This window comes from Enemella evansiae (assembly GCF_002250705.1).
Lineage (GTDB): Bacteria > Actinomycetota > Actinomycetes > Propionibacteriales > Propionibacteriaceae > Enemella > Enemella evansiae.
This window is the reverse complement of record NZ_NMVP01000017.1, coordinates 20,763-38,765: the sequence shown is the minus strand read 5'-3', so window position 1 is coordinate 38,765 and position 18,003 is coordinate 20,763. Positions and strand designations below refer to the sequence as shown.

General features: G+C 69.6%; 17 protein-coding genes. 6 read left to right on the top strand and 11 right to left on the bottom strand.

The features are described from left to right. The 4 genes from BI335_RS11530 to katG form a co-directional block, all read left to right on the top strand. On the top strand, nt 1-1,706 hold a 1,706-nt coding region (locus BI335_RS11530; protein WP_144009116.1), incomplete at its 5' end, for an aldehyde dehydrogenase family protein. A gap of 37 nt (nt 1,707-1,743) precedes the next feature. Beyond that, nucleotides 1,744-2,397 (top strand): NAD(P)H-binding protein, encoded by a 654-nt coding sequence (locus BI335_RS11525; protein ID WP_094400609.1) that lies wholly within the window; start codon nt 1,744-1,746, stop codon nt 2,395-2,397. A gap of 163 nt (nt 2,398-2,560) precedes the next feature. Further along, on the top strand, nt 2,561-2,992 hold the full coding sequence (locus BI335_RS11520) for a Fur family transcriptional regulator (RefSeq protein WP_094400611.1): 432 nt from the start codon (nt 2,561-2,563) through the stop codon (nt 2,990-2,992). Nucleotides 2,993-3,018: 26 nt separating this feature from the next. Next, complete coding sequence (gene katG, locus BI335_RS11515) at nt 3,019-5,214, top strand: catalase/peroxidase HPI (RefSeq protein WP_094431092.1); 2,196 nt, start codon at nt 3,019-3,021, stop codon at nt 5,212-5,214. Between the two features lie 163 nt (nt 5,215-5,377). On the opposite strand, the gene BI335_RS11510 is transcribed toward katG, so the two are convergent. The 7 genes from BI335_RS11510 to BI335_RS11480 all read right to left on the bottom strand — a co-directional run bounded on the left by BI335_RS11510 (nt 5,378) and on the right by BI335_RS11480 (nt 12,949). Beyond that, on the bottom strand, nt 5,378-6,349 hold the full coding sequence (locus BI335_RS11510; RefSeq protein WP_094357461.1) for an aldo/keto reductase: 972 nt from the start codon (nt 6,347-6,349) through the stop codon (nt 5,378-5,380). After that, nucleotides 6,346-7,137, bottom strand: coding sequence for an amidohydrolase family protein (locus tag BI335_RS11505; RefSeq protein WP_172421867.1), 792 nt, complete (start codon nt 7,135-7,137; stop codon nt 6,346-6,348). The genes BI335_RS11510 and BI335_RS11505 overlap by 4 nt, the downstream gene beginning before the upstream one ends. Then, on the bottom strand, nt 7,134-7,568 hold the full coding sequence (locus tag BI335_RS11500; protein ID WP_094357464.1) for an RbsD/FucU family protein: 435 nt from the start codon (nt 7,566-7,568) through the stop codon (nt 7,134-7,136). Before BI335_RS11500 ends, BI335_RS11505 begins: the two co-directional genes overlap by 4 nt. 1 nt (nt 7,569) lies before the next feature. Continuing rightward, nucleotides 7,570-8,889, bottom strand: coding sequence for an enolase C-terminal domain-like protein (locus BI335_RS11495; RefSeq protein ID WP_094431088.1), 1,320 nt, complete (start codon nt 8,887-8,889; stop codon nt 7,570-7,572). A 16-nt stretch (nt 8,890-8,905) separates the two neighbouring features. Then, nucleotides 8,906-9,691 (bottom strand): glucosamine-6-phosphate deaminase, encoded by a 786-nt coding sequence (nagB, locus tag BI335_RS11490; protein ID WP_094431099.1) that lies wholly within the window; start codon nt 9,689-9,691, stop codon nt 8,906-8,908. 137 nt (nt 9,692-9,828) lie between these two features. Next, nucleotides 9,829-11,679: a bifunctional metallophosphatase/5'-nucleotidase gene (locus BI335_RS11485; RefSeq protein ID WP_094431086.1), complete on the bottom strand. Its 1,851-nt coding sequence runs from the start codon at nt 11,677-11,679 to the stop codon at nt 9,829-9,831. A gap of 16 nt (nt 11,680-11,695) precedes the next feature. Beyond that, nucleotides 11,696-12,949 carry an MFS transporter gene (locus BI335_RS11480; protein ID WP_229119558.1) on the bottom strand — a complete coding sequence of 418 codons (1,254 nt, stop codon included), beginning with the start codon at nt 12,947-12,949 and terminating at the stop codon, nt 11,696-11,698. Nucleotides 12,950-12,999: 50 nt separating this feature from the next. Between BI335_RS11480 and BI335_RS11475 the strand changes: the two genes are divergently transcribed. Continuing rightward, on the top strand, nt 13,000-13,644 hold the full coding sequence (locus BI335_RS11475) for a class I SAM-dependent methyltransferase (protein ID WP_094431084.1): 645 nt from the start codon (nt 13,000-13,002) through the stop codon (nt 13,642-13,644). 181 nt (nt 13,645-13,825) lie between these two features. On the opposite strand, the gene BI335_RS11470 is transcribed toward BI335_RS11475, so the two are convergent. Next, complete coding sequence (locus BI335_RS11470) at nt 13,826-15,223, bottom strand: MFS transporter (RefSeq protein WP_172421855.1); 1,398 nt, start codon at nt 15,221-15,223, stop codon at nt 13,826-13,828. A 112-nt stretch (nt 15,224-15,335) separates the two neighbouring features. On the opposite strand from BI335_RS11470, the gene BI335_RS11465 reads away from it, so the two are divergent. Next, the gene (locus tag BI335_RS11465) at nt 15,336-16,211 is read left to right on the top strand and encodes a helix-turn-helix transcriptional regulator (RefSeq protein ID WP_094431080.1); all 876 of its coding nucleotides are present in this window, start codon (nt 15,336-15,338) and stop codon (nt 16,209-16,211) included. A gap of 15 nt (nt 16,212-16,226) precedes the next feature. On the opposite strand, the gene BI335_RS11460 is transcribed toward BI335_RS11465, so the two are convergent. The 3 genes from BI335_RS11460 to BI335_RS11450 are packed head-to-tail and all read right to left on the bottom strand — an operon-like array spanning nt 16,227 to nt 17,981. After that, nucleotides 16,227-16,676, bottom strand: a complete 450-nt coding sequence (locus tag BI335_RS11460) for an OsmC family protein (RefSeq protein WP_094431078.1) — start codon at nt 16,674-16,676, stop codon at nt 16,227-16,229. 16 nt (nt 16,677-16,692) lie between these two features. After that, on the bottom strand, nt 16,693-17,610 hold the full coding sequence (locus BI335_RS11455) for a cation diffusion facilitator family transporter (RefSeq protein ID WP_094357480.1): 918 nt from the start codon (nt 17,608-17,610) through the stop codon (nt 16,693-16,695). Then, entirely contained in the window at nt 17,610-17,981 is a 372-nt protein-coding gene (locus BI335_RS11450; RefSeq protein ID WP_094404886.1) for an ArsR/SmtB family transcription factor, read from the bottom strand. The genes BI335_RS11455 and BI335_RS11450 overlap by 1 nt, the downstream gene beginning before the upstream one ends. Between the last annotated feature and the right edge of the window lie 22 nt (nt 17,982-18,003).

The following is an 18,003-nucleotide window of genomic DNA, read 5'->3' as shown; positions in this document are numbered from 1 at the left end:
AGGTGTCCGAGGCGGTCGATTTCGCCCGCTGGTACGCCGATCGCGCGCTCGAACTGGAACACGGCCCGGCCACCGACGGCGCCCGCTTCGTCGCGGATCGGGTCGTGCTGGTCACCCCGCCGTGGAACTTCCCGGTCGCGATCCCGATCGGCGGGGTGCTCGCCGGCCTGGCCGCCGGCGCGGCGGTGCTGATCAAGCCCGCGCCGCAGACCCCGCGCTGCGTCGCGGTCGCCGTCGAGGCGCTGCACCGCGCCGGCGTACCGACCGAGCTGCTCCAGTTCGTGGAGACCGACGAGGGTGAGGTCGGCAAGGCCCTGATCGCGCACGCCGATGTGGACACGGTCGTGCTCACCGGCGCCACCGAGACCGCGAAACTCTTTGCCGGTTGGCGTTCCGGGCGTCCGCACGGGGCCCGGGTGCTCGCCGAGACCTCCGGCAAGAACTCCCTGGTGGTCACCCCGTCCGCCGATCCCGATCTCGCGGTCGCCGACCTGGTCCGCTCCGCCTTCGGGCACGCCGGGCAGAAGTGCTCGGCCGCCTCACTCGGCATCCTGGTCGGTTCGGTCGCCGATTCGCCGCGGTTCCGGCGGCAGCTGATCGACGCGGTCGGTTCGCTGCGGGTCGGCTGGCCCGAGGACCTCGGCGCGACGATGGGCCCGGTGATCGAAGCACCACAGGGAAAGCTGCGTGATGCCCTGACCCAGTTGCAGCCCGGGGAGCGCTGGCTGGTCGAGCCGAAGCAGCTCGATGACAGCGGCCGGCTCTGGTCGCCCGGGTTGAAGGAGTGGGTCGAGCCCGGGTCCTCCTTCCACACCACCGAGGTCTTCGGCCCGGTGCTCGGTTTGATGCGCGCCAAGGATCTGGACGAGGCGATCGAGCTGCAGAACGGCACCGACTATGGCCTGACCGGTGGCCTGCACTCCCTCGACCCGGCCGAGATCGGCCACTGGCAGGACGAGGTGGAGGTCGGCAACCTCTATGTGAACCGGCACATCACCGGGGCGATCGTGCGCCGGCAACCCTTCGGTGGTTGGAAGGCCAGCACCGTCGGACCGGGCGCCAAGGCCGGCGGCCCCAACTACGTCGCCCAGCTCGGCCACTGGCTGCCCGACGGGTTGCCGAGCTTCACCGCCCCGGTCGGTGCCGAGGCGCGGGCCGTGCTGGACGCCGCCCGGGAGCTGACCGACGCCGACCAGCAGTGGCTCACCGCCGCCGCCGGCAGCGATGCCGCGGCGTACGCCACCGAACTGGGGGTGGAGCAGGACCCGAGCAACCTGGTGGTGGAGGCCAACGTGTTGCGTTACCGGCCGGTGCCGGTGCTGATCCGCGCCCAGGCCGATGCCCGCCCGGTGGAGGTGCTGCGGCTGCTCGCCGGTGCGGCCTGCGTCGGCGCCGAGGTCGAGGTGTCGGCGGATCCGGTCGTGGCGGATTCCCTGTCCTCGTTCGGGATCCCGGTACGCCGGGAGCCGTCGGCCGAGCTGGTGGAGCGGTTGCGGCGTACCCCCGAACGCGTCCGGGTGGTCGGTGACCCGGCCGACCTGGCCGAGCTGCACCCGGAGGTCGCGACCACCCTGCTCACCGGCCCGGTGCTCGCCACCGGCCGCCGCGAACTGCTGACCTTCCTGCGGGAGCAGGCGATCAGCCGGACCCGGCACCGGTACGGGCATGTGGACGCCTCCCTCGATCCGTTACCGGCCCGCGCCTAGCGTGGTCTTCAGAACACCCAACCCGAGGGGAGCATTCATGTCTCGTATCGCGCTGATCGGCGGCCACGGCAAGGTCGCGCTGCTCGCCGCGCCGCTGCTGACCGCTGCCGGCCACCAGGTCGATGCCATCATCCGCAACCCCGAGCACGCCGACGAGGTCGCCGCCACCGGTGCGAACCCGGTGGTCGCCGACATCGAACAGGCCGGTACCGACCAGCTCACCGAACTGCTCCGCGCCCACGACCAGGTGGTCTGGTCCGCCGGGGCCGGTGGCGGCAACCCGGCGCGCACCGAGGCGGTCGACCGGGATGCGGCCATCCGCTCGATGGATGCCGCGGTCGCGGCCGGCGTACCGCGCTATGTGATGGTCTCCTATTTCGGTGCGGCCACCGACCACGGCATCGCGGAGGACAATCCGTTCTTCACCTACGCCGAGGCGAAGGCGAAGGCCGACGAGCACCTGCGCGGTACCGACCTGGCCTGGACCCTGGTGATGCCGAGCGGCCTCACCGACGACCCCGGTACCGGTCGGATCGACGCGCAGGCCAGCGAGGCCGGCAAGGTCCCGCGCGCCGATGTGGCCGCGGTGATCGCCGCGGTCTGCGACGCCGAGCAGCAGCAGGTCGCCGGCCGGGAACTGCGCTTCAACACCGGTGACACCCCGATCGCCGAGGTCATCGACGCCGGCTGATCCGCCTGCCCCCACCGACCCGCGAGAACCCCTGCTGAGGCAGGGGTTCTCTGCCGTTCCGGGCCATACCACCTACCCCGAGGAGAGGGATCCTATTCATGAATCTGCATCTCAGATCCACAGACTTCTTGACTTGTTCAAGTTCGACGATGAGACTCGTCCCATGACAGCTACGTCAGACCTTCCGCAACAGCTCCGGGCTGCGGGTCTGCACGTGACCCGACCGCGGGTGGCCGTGCTGGCCGCGGTGGCCCGGAATCCGCACGCCGATACCGGCAGCATCCTCACCGCGACGCGGGAGGAACTGCCGACGGTCTCCCACCAGACCGTCTACGACTGCCTCGGTGCACTCACCGGGGCCGGACTGCTTCGCCGCATCCAACCCGCCGGTTCGGTCGCTCGTTACGAGACCCGGACCGGGGACAACCATCACCATCTGGTCTGCGCCGGCTGCGGTGCGGTCGAGGACGTCGACTGCGCCGTCGGCCACACCCCCTGCCTGACCGCCGAGGACGACCACGGCTTCCGGATCCACCAGGCCGAGGTCACCTATTGGGGCCACTGCCCCGCCTGCCAGTCGGCCGAGCCGGGCTGACCGGTAACTGAACGAGAGAAGGAAACATGTCCGTAGATCACGAATCCGAACTCGCCGAAGTCAATGACGACAACCAGCCCCAGTGCCCGGTCCTGCACGGTCAACCCACGCAGGGGGACACGAATCAGGAGTGGTGGCCGAATCGTCTGAATCTGCGGATCCTCGCCAAGAACCCGCCCGCCACCAACCCGCTCGGCGAGGACTTCGACTACGCGAGGGCGTTCGAGGCCCTCGACCTGGCCGAGGTGAAGTCCGACCTCGAGCAGCTGCTCACCACCTCCCAGGACTGGTGGCCGGCGGACTTCGGCCACTACGGCCCGCTGATGATCCGGATGGCCTGGCATGCGGCCGGCACCTATCGGGTGCAGGACGGCCGCGGCGGCGCCGGTACCGGCCAGCAGCGTTTCGCGCCGCTGAACAGCTGGCCCGACAACGTGCTGCTGGACCGGGCCCGGCGACTGCTCTGGCCGGTGAAGAAGAAGTACGGCCAGTCGCTGTCCTGGGGTGACCTGATGGTGCTCGCCGGCAATGTGGCGCTGGAGTCGATGGGCTTCAAGACCTTCGGCTTCGCCGGTGGCCGGGTGGATGCCTGGGAACCGGACGACGACGTCTACTGGGGCCCGGAGCAGACCTGGCTCGGCGACGAGCGCTACACCGGCGAACGCGACCTGGAGAACCCGCTCGCCGCGGTCCAGATGGGCCTGATCTATGTGAATCCCGAGGGCCCCAACGGCGACCCGGATCCGCTGAAGGCCGCGGTCGACATCCGCGAGACCTTCAAGCGGATGGCGATGAACGATGAGGAGACGGTCGCGCTGATCGCCGGCGGGCACACCTTCGGCAAGACCCACGGTGCCGCCGATCCGGAGAAGTATGTCGGCAACGAGCCGGAGGCCGCCCCGATCGATCAGAACGGCATCGGCTGGAAGAACACCTACGGCACCGGCAAGGGCAACGACGCGATCGGCAGCGGCCTCGAGGTGATCTGGACCGACGCGCCGACCCAGTGGGGCAACCGGTTCTTCGAGATCCTGTTCGGCAACGAGTGGGAGCTGACCAGGAGCCCCGCCGGCGGTCAGCAGTGGCAGCCCAAGGACGGGGCCGCGAAGGACACCGTGCCGGACCCGCACGGCACCGAGCGGAACCGGACGCCGAACATGCTGACCACCGACCTGTCGCTGCGGATGGATCCGGACTACGAGAAGATCTCGCGGCGGTTCCTGGAGAACCCCGACGAGTTCGCCGACGCATTCGCCCGCGCCTGGTTCAAGCTGACCCACCGCGACATGGGCCCGGTCAGCCGCTACGTCGGCCCGGAGGTGCCGAGCGAAACCCTGCTCTGGCAGGACCCGATCCCGAGCGGGCAGAGCCAGCTCAGCGACGCCGAGGTGTCCGAGCTGAAGTCGAAGATCGCCGACGCGGGCCTGAGCGTCGCCGAACTGGTCTCGACCGCATTCGCCGCCGCGGGCAGCTACCGCAGCAGCGACAAGCGCGGCGGCGCCAACGGTGCCCGGCTGCGGCTGGCACCGCAGAAGGACTGGGCGGTCAACGATCCGCAGCAGCTGCAGAAGGTGCTGCCGGTGCTGGAGAAGATCGCCGAGGAGTCCGGCAAGGCCTCGATCGCCGATGTGATCGTGCTGGCCGGCAATGTCGGTGTCGAGCAGGCGGCCCGGGCGGCCGGCGTCGAGGTCGAGGTGCCGTTCACCCCGGGCCGCGGCGACGCCTCCCAGGAGGAGACCGACATCGAGTCGATGGACTACCTGGAGCCCACCGTCGACGGCTTCCGCAACCACGACGACGGCAAGGGCGTGCTGCCCGGTGAGTACGCGCTGGTGAACCGGGCGAACCTGCTCGGCCTCAGCGCACCCGAGATGACCGTGCTGGTCGGCGGCCTGCGGGTGCTCGGCGCCAACACCGGTGGGTCGAAGGTCGGTGTGCTCACCGACCGCGAGGGCGTGCTGAGCAACGACTTCTTCGTCAACCTGCTCGATCTGAACACCCACTGGACCGCCGCCAACGGCTCCAGCGATCTGTTCGACGGCAGCAATGGCGACAAGAAGTGGCAGGGCAGCCGGGCCGACCTGGTGTTCGCCTCGAACTCCGAGTTGCGCACCGTCGCCGAGGTGTACGCCGCCGACGACGCCAAGGAGAAGTTCGTGCACGACTTCGTCGCCGCCTGGGCGAAGCTGATGGACGCCGACCGCTTCGACGTCAAGAAGTAGCCGCTCGACCGCCTCGCTACGCTCATCGAGTAGGCCGCCATGCGGAGCGAAGCGGAGCAATGGCGGCCGTGTCGAGATGAAGCGGTCCAGCTGGACGGGTTCATCTCGACACGGTCGCTGCGCGACCTACTCGATGAACGTGGTCAACCGGTCGCTGCGCGACCTACTCGATGAACGTGGCGTCGAGGAGGCCCTGGCGGGCCAGCTCGGCCCAGAGTTCGTCGGGGACAGCGACCTGGTCCAGGGCGATGTCGTCGCGCACCTGCTGGGCATTCGACATCCCCAGGCAGACGTTGACGACCGTCGGATTCCGTTTCACATAGGCGATCGCGGCGGCCGGCAGCGGTACGCCGAATTCGGCGGTGACCGCCGCGAGGCGTCGCGCCCGCTCCAGCTGCGGCCCGGGCACCGGGCCATACTCGTATCGGGCGTCGGCGCCCGGGTCGTCGGTGGCCAGCAGCCCGGAGTTGAACACACCGACCGCGATCACCCCGACATCGTTGCCGGCGCAGGCCGCCAGCAAGCCCACCGATTCCTGTTCCAGCAGGGTGTAGCGGCCGGCCAGCATCACCACATCGGGATCACACTGATCGACGAAACGCTTCGCCATCTCCGGATCCTTGGTGCCCACCCCCCAGGCGCGGATCACACCCTGCTCCTTCAGCTCCCGCAGCGCCGGGACGGCGCCGTCGCGGGCCTCGGCGAACCGGTCGTCGGGTTCGTCGGGGTCGTGGATCAGGGCGATGTCGATCCGGTCGATTCCCAACCTGGTCAGGGATTCCGCCAGGCTGCGGCGCACACCGTCGGCGGTGTAATCGCGTTCGCGGGTCAGCTCGTCGGGGACCAGGAAGCCGTTCTCCTCATCGCTGCCGACCGGGTTCGGGTTGTCGACCAGCAGCCGCCCGACCTTGGTGGACAGCAGATACTCCTCCCGCGGCCGGGCGGCGAGGGCGCGCCCGAGCCGCCGTTCGGCCAGCCCCAGGCCGTAGTGCGGGGCGGTGTCGAAATAGCGCAGCCCCTCCGCCCAGGCGGTCTCGACGACCGCCTCGGCGTCGGCATCGCTGACCGGGTGGCCCAGGTTGCCGAACTGGGCGGTACCGACCCCAAGACGCTGCCACTGCGGAAAATCGATCATGCTGCCCTCCGATAGATCGTCATCGCGTTCTGCTCACCGACCCGGGGCCGGTCCTCGGCATCCACCTGGCTGAGCGCCCAGGCGCACCAGTCCTCGGCGGTCCGGCTCACCGGCCGATCGCTGCCGATCAGGCACCGCCCGGCGCCGAACATCGCCAGCGCGTGCGCGACGACCGGCCCGCGCATCCGCCGGAGCTGATCCTCATCGGCGGCCTCGGCCGGGAGCCCGGAGAGTTTGCAGTGCACCTGGGGAAGTTCGGCCAGCGCCCCGAGATCGGCCCGCCAACGCTCCAGACCCGCCGGGTCGCCGAGCGGCGGCTTCCCGAGGTGGTCCAGCACCACGGTCAGCTCCGGGACCTGCGCCAGCAGCACCCGCAGCTGCGCCAGCTCACCGGCGCGGACGCAGGCATCGAAGGGCAACCCATGATCGGCCACCACCCGCAGACCGAGCAGCAGATCGGGGTCATCGAACCGGCCGGAATCCTGCAGCAGCAGGCGTACCCCGACCAGCGAGGCGAGCCCCCGCAGCCGCCGCAGCTCGGTATCGGTGCGGGCCCCGTCGAGATCCAGGCTCGCTACGATGCCATGCACCCGCGGATCGGCCGCGACCCGATCCAGCCACTGCGCCTCGTCCCAGGCGTCGGCGGCATCGGCCTCGACCAGCACATAGCTGCGGTCCGCCTCATCGGGCAGCCCGGTGACCGCCGGCAACTCCGCTGTCGCCAGCCAGGGGTGGTCCCGCAGTCCGGTGTCCCAGACGTGCAGGTGGGTGTCGACGATCCGACTCACGGCACCCCGACGGTGAGCATCAGGCAGGCGTAGGGGCGTACCTCACCGGAGACGATCACCAGCGACACGTCCTCACCGCGCGCAGCGGCATAGAAGTCGAAGCGTTCCAGGCTGTCCCACTCGACCGCGTCCCCACCGTGGTGGGTGTGCCCCTCGAGCAGCTCCTGGAATTCGGCGACCGGCTCGGAGACGCCGCCGTCGGCATCGCGCATGTAGGTGGCCTTCTCGATCTGCAGCGACTGACCGACCAGCTCCAGGATGGTGGCCGCGGGAACGGTGCCCGGGGTCAGGTTCAGCTCGACCCGGTCGGCCGCCGGGTTCACGTGCGTGACGCTGGGATAGAGGGCATCGACGATGACGATCTCGCTGCCGTGCCCGCAGCGGGCGAGCGCCTCGAGCAGGGTGGGATGAATGATCGGACCACGCAACATGTCACACCTCCGCAGTCCGGGCCCGCGCCCAGTAGCTGCCATCGGGATAGCTGAACTCGGCCAGTGTCTCAGCCTTCAGTTCCGCCGAGTAGCCGGGTGCGCTCGGCAGGGTGTACGCCCCAGCGCGCACCACGCACGGATCGACGAAGTGCTCGTGCAGATGATCGACGAATTCGGCGACCCGGCCCTCGCTGGTACCGGCCACGATCAGCTGGTCGATCATCACCAGATGGTTCACCAGCTCGCACAGGCCGACCCCGCCGGCGTGCGGGCAGACCGGTACGCCGCGGCGGGCCGCCATCACCAGCACCGGCAGGATCTCGTTGACGCTGGCCAGCCGGCAGGAGTCGATCTGGCAGAAGTCGATCGCCTCGGCCTGCAGCAACTGCTTGAACAGCACCCGGTTCATCCCGTGCTCACCGGTGGCGACGCCGATCCCGGTCGGTGCCAGCCGCTCCCTGATGCTGCGGTGACCGAGCACATCGTCGGGGCTGGTCGGTTCCTCGATCCAGAGCAGATCGAAGCCGGCAAGGGATCGCACCCAGTCGACGGCCTGGTCGACCTCCCACACCTGGTTCGCGTCGATCATCAGCGAGACGTCCGGCCCGATCGTCTCCCGGGCGATCCACAGGCGCCGCTCGTCCTCGGCGCGGTCCGCACCGACCTTCAGCTTGACGTGCCGGTAACCCTCGTCGACCGCCTCCCGGCAGAGCCGCGCCAGCTTCTCGTCGCTGTAGCCGAGCCAGCCGGGTGAGGTGGTGTAACAGGGGTAACCGGATTCGCGCAGCGCGGCGAGCCGTTCCTCGCGGCCCTGCTGTGCGGTGCGGAAGAACTCCAGCGCCTGGTCGGCGGTCAGCTCGTCGGACAGATAGCTCAGGTCCATCGCGTCGACGAGTTCCTCGGGGGAGAGTTCGCTGACCAATTGCCACAGCGGTACGCCGGCCGCGCGGGCGGCCAGGTCCCAGACCGCGTTCAGCACCGCGGCGACGGCGAGCTGCACCACACCCTTCTCCGGGCCCAGCCAGCGCAGCTGCGCGTCACCCTGGAGTTCCCGATAGACCACGCCCGGTCGGGCGTACACCTCGCTGGCCTCCCGGCCGACCAACCGCTCGGCGTACTCCTTGATCGCCATCAGGCAGATGTCGTTGCCGCGCCCGGTGGTGAAGGTGAAACCGCAGCCATAGAGCGCGGGGTCGTCGGTCACCAGCCGCAGGTATGCCGCGGAATAGTCGGCGTCCTTGTTCATCGCATCGGATCCGTCTTTCTCCACCGAGGTGGGAAATCGGACGTCGGACAGCTCGATCCCGGTGATGCGAGGCACAACTTCTCCTATCTGGTCAGAAACCCTGCCAGTCCGGCTTGTCCTGCGCGGTCTGGACGTAGTACGAGGCCAGCTGCAACCGGGAGGCCGCGGCATGGTCGACGAAGACGGTGACATGCGGATGGAACTGCAGCACCGAACCCGGCCACATCGCGGTGACCGGACCCTCGACGACATGGTGCACCGCCTCGGCCTTGGCCTTGCCGTTGGCCAGCAGCACGATGTGCTTGGCATCCATGATCGTGCCGACGCCCTGGGTCAGGCAGTGCCGGGGGACCGCGTCCACATCGTCGTCGAAGAAGCGGGCGTTGTCGGCGCGGGTCTGCGGGGTGAGGGTCTTGATCCGGGTCCGCGACGCCAGCGAGGAACCGGGCTCGTTGAAGGCGATGTGCCCATCGGTGCCGATCCCGAGGATCTGCAGGTCGACCCCGCCGGCAGCTCGGATCTGGTCCTCGTACGCCGCGCAGGCGGCCACCACGTCGCTCGCCATGCCGTCCGGGCCGTGCACCCGATCGGCCGGAAGATCAACCCGGGCGGAGAAATCGCGGTCGATGACGTTGCGGTAGCGCTGCGGATGATCGGCCGGCAGGCCGACGTATTCATCCAGCATGAACGCCTGGCCGTCGGCCATCGTCAGCTCACCCGCATCGACCCGGCGGCCCAGTTCGGCGTACACCTCGACCGGGCTGGATCCGGTGGCGACACCGAGTACCGCCGCCGGCTTGTCCCGGTAGAGCGCGCTGATGGCATCCGCCGCGAGTCGTGCCGACTCCTGTGCCGAGTCGCTGACGATGACCTCCATGAACACCCCTTCGTTGCGTCTCGACCCGACCCTATCGGGTGCCCACTTCCCCCACGATCCTCGAGTAGCTCGCGCAGCGAGCGTGTCCCCCACGATCCTCGAGCAGCTCGCGCAGCGAGCGTGTCGAGAGGATCCCCTCAGCCGGTGATCGTCAGCGGCGTACCCCCAGCAGTGAGTTTCCAACTCTGCTTGAAGAAGCTGGGCGGATCGATGGTCTTGTTCGCAGTCACCCAGTCGATCAGCAGTTGCCGGATCTCCTGCTGCCGGTTGTCCACCACCGGGGCGGTGGTCACCCCGGGGAAGCTGCCGCCGCCGGACTGGCGGTAGTTGTTGATCGCGACAACGAACTGCTGCGCGTCGGTGACCGGGGCGCCGGCGTAGGCCAGGTTCTTGAGCCGCGAACCCACCGGTGCGGCGAGGTCGATGTCGTAGGTGAGCTCGGCGTCCGGGCCGCCCATGATGTCGTAGTTGTAGTCCGGCGTACCGTTCGGCGCGGTCGGGGTGGTCGCGTTGGTGACCGCATCCGCCGGATAGGTCCCCGGACCGGGTACCTGCTTGAAGTATTCGGCGGACTTCTCCAGGTAGGCCTTCACCTGGGCGCCGGTGAATGCGATGCCGAGCAGCGTGTTGTCGTAGATGTAGAGCCCGGCCACATCGCGTACCGTCACCTCACCGGCCGGGATCGCGGCGTTCTTGTTGAACGGCGCGGCGATCGACAGCACCGGGGTGTCGGCGTACTGGGTGCCGGCCAGGGCCGCCTTCACCGACTGGGCCTGGACCAGGTTGATGAAGTCCATCGCGGCGGTGTCCTCATAGCGTGAGGTGGCCGCGCTCATCGCCTGGGTGCAGGTGCCGATCACCCCGTTGACGTAGTCGAGGACCTGCCGGTGCTGGCTGCGCAGCGCGGCGGCCACCTGCGGGTCCTCGGGCGCGGTGTTGGAGTTCAGCAGGGTCGCGGTCGCGGTGTCGACCCGCCACTGGCCGCGTTCCTTGACCAGGTTGAGATCCATCACGGTGACCCGCATGCCCCAGTAGCTCGGCTCGGACAACAGCACCTGCCGACCGGTGGCCTTGTTCGTGACATAGCGCTGCGGGATCTCCTTGTGCGCATGGCCGACCAGGATCGCGTCGATGTCGGGCACCTGTTCGGCGATCAGGCTGGCGGCGTTCTCCGGATAGGGCAGCGCGTCGCCGTAGGAGGATGAGGTGTCGGCACCCGAGTGGGCCGAGACGAGCACCACGTCGGCGCCCTCGGCCTTCATCTTCGGTACGTACTTCTTCGCCTGCTCGACGAGTCCGGGGAAGCGGATCTTCCCTTCCACGACAGCCTTGTCCCAGATCGCGACCCCGGGGGTGACCAGACCGAGGATGCCGACGGTGACCGGCTTGGCACCGGGCACGTTGATCCGCTTCAGCACATAGGGCGGGAAGACGGGTTCGCCGGTGCTCCAGTCGACGGCATTGGCGCCGAGCAGCGGATGCTCGAGCTGGCGCTCGAAGGTGCGCAGGATGTCCAGGCCGTAGTTGAACTCGTGGTTGCCGAGCGCGGCCGCGTCGTAGCCGACGGCGTTCATCGCCGCGGCCATCGGATGGATGGGCCCGTTGGTGATCGGGTCGATCTTGGCGTAGTAGTAGGCCAGCGGGGTGCCCTGGATGGTGTCACCGGCATCGAGGGTGATGCAGGTGTCCGCACCGCGTTCGGTGCGCATCGCCTTGATCAGGGTGGCCGCCTTGGCGATGCCGATGTCGTTGTGCACGGCGTCGTCGTATTCGGCGTTCTTGAAGTAGTCCCAGTTGTAGACGTTGCCGTGCAGGTCGGTGGTGCCGAGCACGGTCAGCCGCAGCGCGTTCCCCCGGCCGGGGCCGGGCCGGCCGGGCTGGGCGGCGTACGCCGGGGCATCGCCGAGCGCGAGGCCGGCGCCGCCGACGACCGCGGCGGTGAGGATGCCACGCCGGCTGATGGTGTTGCTCGACTGGGTTTCGCTCATGCGGGAGACGTTATCGTCACCCGCCGGGCCGCTTCGGTGAGGTGTCGGTGACGGTCGGGGGACGAGTGGGTGAACTGCGGCCGGTGATCAGCAGCAGGACCACGGTGATCACCTGCAATCCGGCGACCACTGCTATCAGGGCGGGGATCGAGCGTTCGTAGAGCAGACCGGCCAGTCCGCCGCCGAGCACGGCCGCGGCACCCTGGACCGCGGCGAAGACGCCGTACGCCGTGGCGCGGCGGCCGCGCGGGGTCAGGTCGGCGACGACGGCCTTGATGGTGGAGTCCTGGACACCGTTGGCCGCGCCCCAGCAGGCGATCCCGAGCAGCACCGCCCAGACCGAGCGGGTGAACGCGAAGACCGGTACCAGCAGGACCAGCAGCGGCAGCGCGTAGAGCACCCGGCCGCCGACCCGGTCGTACCCCAGCCCGGTCACCAGGGCGGCCAGCGCGGCGACCAGCTGACCCCCGGCGTACGCCAGCGGGATCGCGGCCAGCGGCAGCAACCCGGTGCTGCTGAGGTGGAAGCCGATCATCCCGAAGGTGACCAGGCCGGCGGTGGCGGAGGCGGCGGCCAGGGCGAAGAGCCAGAACCGCCGGCCGAGATTGCTGCCGATGGTGTCCTGCCACCAGCTGCCGTGCGGCTGGTTGTCACGGACGGGTTGGGGTGTCCGGGATCGCAACCAGAGCAGCAATCCCATCGCGATCGCACCGGGGATGACCAGGGCGGCGAGCGCCGGGGTGAGGGTGCCGGTGGCCGCCAACAGGGCGGCGACCAGCAGCGGTCCGGCGAAGGCGCCGATCTGGTCGAGGGCCTTGTGCACGCCGAATCCGCGGCCGCTGCCGACCCGGGTGGCGGCCTCGGCGAGCAGGGCGCTCTTGGCGGGGCTGCGGACGGCCTTGCCCGCGCGTTCGGCGAGGATCAGCAGGATCGCGAGCAGCAGTCCGGCGGCGCCGATGAGTGGGGTGATCGCGAGCAGCGGTACGCAGATGGCGGTCAGCCCGTAACCGAGCAGGGTGAGCGCCCAGTAGCGGCCGGTGCGATCGGCGAGCGGCCCGGAGACGACCCGCAGCACCAGGGCCATCGCCTCACCGGCGCCGGTGACCAGACCGGTGATCGCTGCGCTGGCGCCGAGGGTGGCGAGCAGCGGACCATAGATCGACCGACCGCCCTCGTAGACCATGTCCGCGGCCAGGCTGACCAGTCCGAAGCCGACGACGCCGCGCCAGGCGGATCGGCGGCCCGCGGGTTGCACCTGGTCTGCGCTCACCCGGCGCAGCCTAACGGGCGGCCCCGTTCGCCTTCGGTAGCGTGCCGCGAATGGAACCCCAGGACCCCGGAACGACCGCTGCCCGCGCCTACGACCAGCTCGCCGACGACTATGCCCGGTTGCTGCCGGACACCCGCGCCGAGCAGCCGCTGGAGCTGGCGATGATCGGTGCGTTCACCAGCGTGGTGCCGGAGCCGCAGCGGGTGCTGGACGCCGGTTGCGGTACCGGCCGGATGATCGCCGAGCTGAGTGCCCGCGGTTCCCAGGTCACCGGTTGTGACATCTCGCCGGGGATGGTGGAGCACGCCCGCCGGGTGCATCCGGAGTTGACCATCGAGGTGGCCCCGCTGGCCGACCTGCCGTTCGGCGATGCGGCGTTCGACGGGGTGCTGCTCTGGTATTCGATGATCCACACCCCGCTGTCGCAATGGGGGCCGGCCGTCGCCGAGGTGCTGCGGGTGCTCACACCGGGTGGTGCGCTGCTGATCGGCTTCCAGGAGGGTGAGGGCGAGAAGGACCTGTCGGCGTTCTATCGCGACCTCGGTCATCAGGTCACACTGAGCCGCTGGCGGCACACCCTGGACGAGGTCGCCGCCGCCTGGCCCGGTACGACGGAGTTGGCCCGCCTGCGCCGCGCCCCCGTCGGCAACGAACCCGACCCGCAGGCATTTCTCCTGCTGCGCAAGGATTCCTGACGTTCATCGAGTAGCCAGCCATGCGCAGCGAAGCACCGCCGCACGTTCATCGAGTAGCCAGCCATGCGCAGCGAAGCGGAGCAATGGCTGGCGTGTCGAGATGAACGCGGCATCATCTCGACTCGCTCGTACCTCGCTCGCTCAACCGGCGTACCGGTCAATCTCAGCTTCGCTGCGCGAGCTACTCGATGATCGTGGCGGCCACCACCCGGTTCTGCGCGCCGAGCAGGCGTACCGCCAGGGCGCCGAAGACGACCGCCAGGCCGACCTGGATGAAGGCCACCGCGCCGAACGCGCGCGACTCACCGAGCACCGGACCCAGTTGGGCGTACAACCCGCCGAAGACGGCCACCCCGAGCCCGAGGGCGGCCTGCTGGGCGGTCGCGATCAGGCCACCGGTGAGTCCCGCCACCCGATCCGGTACCGCCTGCATCACCGCACCGACCAGCGGCGCGAACATCCACGACTGCGCGAATCCGAGCACCACCCCGATCAGCTGGAACCACCACACCCAACCGGACACCCGCGCCCAGGAGACCAGCCCGACCGCGATCAGCGAGAGCCCCTGCAGCACCGCACCGATCACCATCGTGCGGCCGCCGAAGCGGGCGATCATCCGGGTCGAGGTGATCGACCCGGTGACGAAGGCGAGCGCGAACAGCCCGGTCGCCAGGCCCGACCCGAACGCGTTCAACCCGAGCGATCCCTGGGTGAACAGGGCGAAGTCATACATGAAGGCACCGAAACCGGAGAAGAAGACCAGGGCCATCGTCATCCCGATCCACACCGGTGGCAGGGCCAGCACCGCGGCCGGCAGCACCGCGGGCCGGTCGGTCCGCGCGGCCCACCGCTGATGCAGGATCAGCGCGATCAGCAGCACCACGGCGAGCCCGAGCAGACCCAGATCCCACACCGCCCAACCGGCCGTCGGGCCGAGCGAGAGCGCCACCACCAGCACCAGCAGCGCGGCGGCGAGCAGCATCGAACCGACCGGATCGATGCGGGCCGGGTGCGCGGAGCGGGTGTCGGGCAGCTTCGCTCCCCCGAGGTACGCCGCAGCGGCCACCACCGCACCGGTGAGCAGCGCACCCCGCCATCCGAAACCGGCCGGGAGTACGACGATCACCGCGCCGCCGACCAGCTGCCCGGCCACCGTCCCGACCCCGCTGGCCGCCGAGAAGACCGCGACCGCGAGCGCCCGGTCGGCACCGGTCAGCATCGCCTGGATGGTGGCCAGGATCTGCGGCATCATCACCGCGCTCGCCAACCCCTGCGCCGCCCGCGCGACCAGCAGCAGGCCGATCCCGGGCGCCACCGCCGCGGCCACGGTCGCCAGCACCACCCCGGCCAGCCCGATCCGGAACAGCCTGCGCCGCCCCAGCCGGTCACCGAGATGACCGGCGGTGACCAGCCCGGCGGCGAAGGCGGCGGTGAAGGCGCCGACCACCAGGGAGAGCCCGGCCGGCCCGGTACCCAGGCTGTGCCGGATGTCGGGTACCGAGATGTTGGCCAGCGACAGCTGGAAGGTGGCCAGGAACGCTGCGGCGTACAACGGCCAGACCGAGAGGACGCGAGACATGACACCCACTCTCACCCCGATCACCGGAGCCAGGAAGACGGTCCCCATGCTGGTACCGGCACCACCAGCCTGAGGCCTTCCAGCCGGGTGGTGATCGGCGGAGAATGGGCGCATGGATGACCGCCGGACCGACGATCAGCGCAGCACCGAGCTCGGGCGGTTCCTGCGCAGCCGCCGCGACCGGCTCACCCCGGCCGAGGTCGATCTCCCGGGCGGCCCGCGGCGCCGGGTGCCGGGGTTGCGCCGCGAGGAGGTCGCGGTGCTCGCCAATGTCGGCACCACCTGGTACACGTGGCTGGAACAGGGTCGCGATGTGCACGCCTCGGAACAGGTGCTCGGTTCGCTGGCCGATGCGTTGCTGCTCAATGCCGACGAGCGGGCCCACCTCTTCCAGCTCGGCGGCTACCCCGATCGGGCGCTCACCCCGGGGCTCAACGAGGTCGACGAGCGGGTGCACACCCTGATCGACAACCTGTGGCCCACACCCGTGGTCGTCACCGACAACCTGACCTATGCGGTGGCCTGGAACCAGACCTGGCGCTTCATGATCGATGACACCGATCGGTTGCCCCGGGAGTCGTTGAACTGCACCCTGCTGACGTTCACCGAACCGGGTTGGCGCGAGGGCTATCGGGAGTTCGAGCGGCACCGGGCGGTCTCGGTGGCCAAGCTGCGCGCCTCCTATTCCGAGACGATGAACGATCCGCGCTGGCCGGCGCTGCTGGACCGGTTGCACGGCTGCGACGGCTTCACCGAGCTGTGGGAATCCGGTGATGTGCTGCGCGAGGCCACCGGCACCAAGACGATCCGCTCCGTCCACGTCGGCGAGGTCACCTATCGCGCGCTCAGCCTGGTGGTGCAGGAGCATCGTCGGCTCAAACTCACCGTCTTCCAACCGGCCGATGACGATGCCCGCCGCAAGCTCGGCGAACTCGGATCGCTGATCACCACTGGCCGGCTGGGCGGAGGTCTGCGGGTGGTGAGCTGAGGGGTACGCCGCCGCTCAGATCTCCTCGATGGTCGGTTCGATCCGCATCGAGACCGCCAGCGAATTGGCGATGAAGCATTCGGAGTGGGCGATCTCCACCAGCCTCGGCACCCGGCTCGCGTCACCGCGCACGGTGATCCGGGGCCGCAGCACGATCTCGGTGATCCGGGTCGGGCGCACGTCGTCCGGCATGATCGCGACGGCCTCGTCGGCGTACGCCACCACGCCGATCCGGGCGCGTGCGGCGACGGCCAGGAAGGACAGCAGCTGGCAGGAGGTCGCGGCCGCCAGCAGCAGTTGCTCCGGGTTGAGCTGGGCCGGATCGCCGCGGAAGGCCGGATCCGCGCTGATCGTCAGCTCCGGCGCACCGGACGGGGTGACGGTGTGGCTGCGGTCGTAGCCGTCGTAGCCGACGCCGGTCGATCCGCTCCAGCTCAGCGTGGTGGCGTACTCGTGGGTGGTCACGACCGCAATTCTGGCCTCACCAACCGACCTCGGCGCAACCTTTGTGATCCTCCGGCTCCACCTGCAGCGTGGCGTGGGTGATGCCGTGCTTCTCCTCGAGCAGCTGACGGGCCTCGTCGAGGACCGAGTGGACCTGCTGCTCGTCGTCGGCGACCAGGTGCACGGTGGCGACGTTCATCCCCGAGGTCAGCGTCCACAGGTGCAGGTCGTGCACATCGCGTACGCCCGGGAGGGCGGCCAGGTCGGCGCGCACCTGGGTCGGGTCCATCCCGGCCGGCACGTGCTGGCCGAGCACGGCGAACACCTCACGGCCCAGGATCACCGCACGGACGGCGACGAAGATGCCGATGGCGGCGGCCACGATGGTGTCCCAGTAGGCGTTACCGGTCCACATCATCAGGGCACCGGCGACGAGGACGCCGACCGAGCCGGCGGCATCGGCGAGCACCTCGAGGTAGGCACCCTTGACGTTCAGGCTCTCCGAGGCGCCGTCGCGGAGCACGAACAGCACGATCACGTTGATCAACAGGCCGATCGCGCCGACGACCATCATCGGCCAGGTCGCGATCTCGACGGGCTTGCCGATCCGGTCGATGGCCTCGATCATCACGAACACCGCGACACCCATCATCACCGCGGCGGCGAAGAGGGCGGCGAAGACCTCGATGCGGTAGCGGCCGTAGGTGCGCTTGCCCGATTCATCCGGCTTGCTCGCGATGTGGGTGGCCAGCAGCGCGGCGCCGAGGGTGGAGACGTCGGCGGCCATGTGGCCGGCGTCCGAGAGCAGCGCCAGCGAACCGGTCCACAGACCAGCGACCAGTTCGACCACGAAGAAGGTCGCGATCAGGATGAACGAGAAGGTGAGTCGACGGCGCTGCCGGGCACCGGCGTGCCCGGGTGCGATCGCCGGGCCGTGGCTGTGTCCAGATCCCATCAGTTGTCTCCTTCAATCGGGCCGTGGTGGCTGTGGTCCAGGTGATCGGCCTCGTCGCTGTGCGCGAGGGCGATCTCGATCAGGTTGCGGACGTGGGCGTCCTCGAGTCGATAGAAGACGTGCCGGCCGGAACGCCGGGCCGCGACGATGCCGTGCGCGCGGAGCAGCCGGAGCGCGTGCGAGACCGCGGACTCGCTCTGCCCGTTCGCCTCGGCGAGACCGCCGACGCATTGCTCGCCGTCCAGCAGCGAGATCAGCAGCCGCAGTCGGTTCGGGTCGCCGAGCAGCGCGAACGCGTCGGCCGCCCGGGTGAGCGTCGCCGCATCCGGACGCGGCACAGTGGCCGACGCGACATCTGAATGACTCGTCATATGTGCAGATTAACCGAGGACG

Excerpts from the sequence above, each read along its gene's own strand:
- BI335_RS11525 (WP_094400609.1), top strand. The coding sequence starts at position 1,744 with ATGTCTCGTATCGCGCTGATCGGCGGCCACGGCAAGGTCGCGCTGCTC.
- BI335_RS11520 (WP_094400611.1), top strand. The coding sequence starts at position 2,561 with ATGACAGCTACGTCAGACCTTCCGCAACAGCTCCGGGCTGCGGGTCTG.
- katG (WP_094431092.1), top strand. The coding sequence starts at position 3,019 with ATGTCCGTAGATCACGAATCCGAACTCGCCGAAGTCAATGACGACAAC.
- BI335_RS11510 (WP_094357461.1), bottom strand. The coding sequence starts at position 6,349 with ATGATCGATTTTCCGCAGTGGCAGCGTCTTGGGGTCGGTACCGCCCAG.
- BI335_RS11500 (WP_094357464.1), bottom strand. The coding sequence starts at position 7,568 with ATGTTGCGTGGTCCGATCATTCATCCCACCCTGCTCGAGGCGCTCGCC.
- nagB (WP_094431099.1), bottom strand. The coding sequence starts at position 9,691 with ATGGAGGTCATCGTCAGCGACTCGGCACAGGAGTCGGCACGACTCGCG.
- BI335_RS11485 (WP_094431086.1), bottom strand. The coding sequence starts at position 11,679 with ATGAGCGAAACCCAGTCGAGCAACACCATCAGCCGGCGTGGCATCCTC.
- BI335_RS11475 (WP_094431084.1), top strand. The coding sequence starts at position 13,000 with ATGGAACCCCAGGACCCCGGAACGACCGCTGCCCGCGCCTACGACCAG.
- BI335_RS11470 (WP_172421855.1), bottom strand. The coding sequence starts at position 15,223 with ATGTCTCGCGTCCTCTCGGTCTGGCCGTTGTACGCCGCAGCGTTCCTG.
- BI335_RS11465 (WP_094431080.1), top strand. The coding sequence starts at position 15,336 with ATGGATGACCGCCGGACCGACGATCAGCGCAGCACCGAGCTCGGGCGG.
- BI335_RS11455 (WP_094357480.1), bottom strand. The coding sequence starts at position 17,610 with ATGGGATCTGGACACAGCCACGGCCCGGCGATCGCACCCGGGCACGCC.
- BI335_RS11450 (WP_094404886.1), bottom strand. The coding sequence starts at position 17,981 with ATGACGAGTCATTCAGATGTCGCGTCGGCCACTGTGCCGCGTCCGGAT.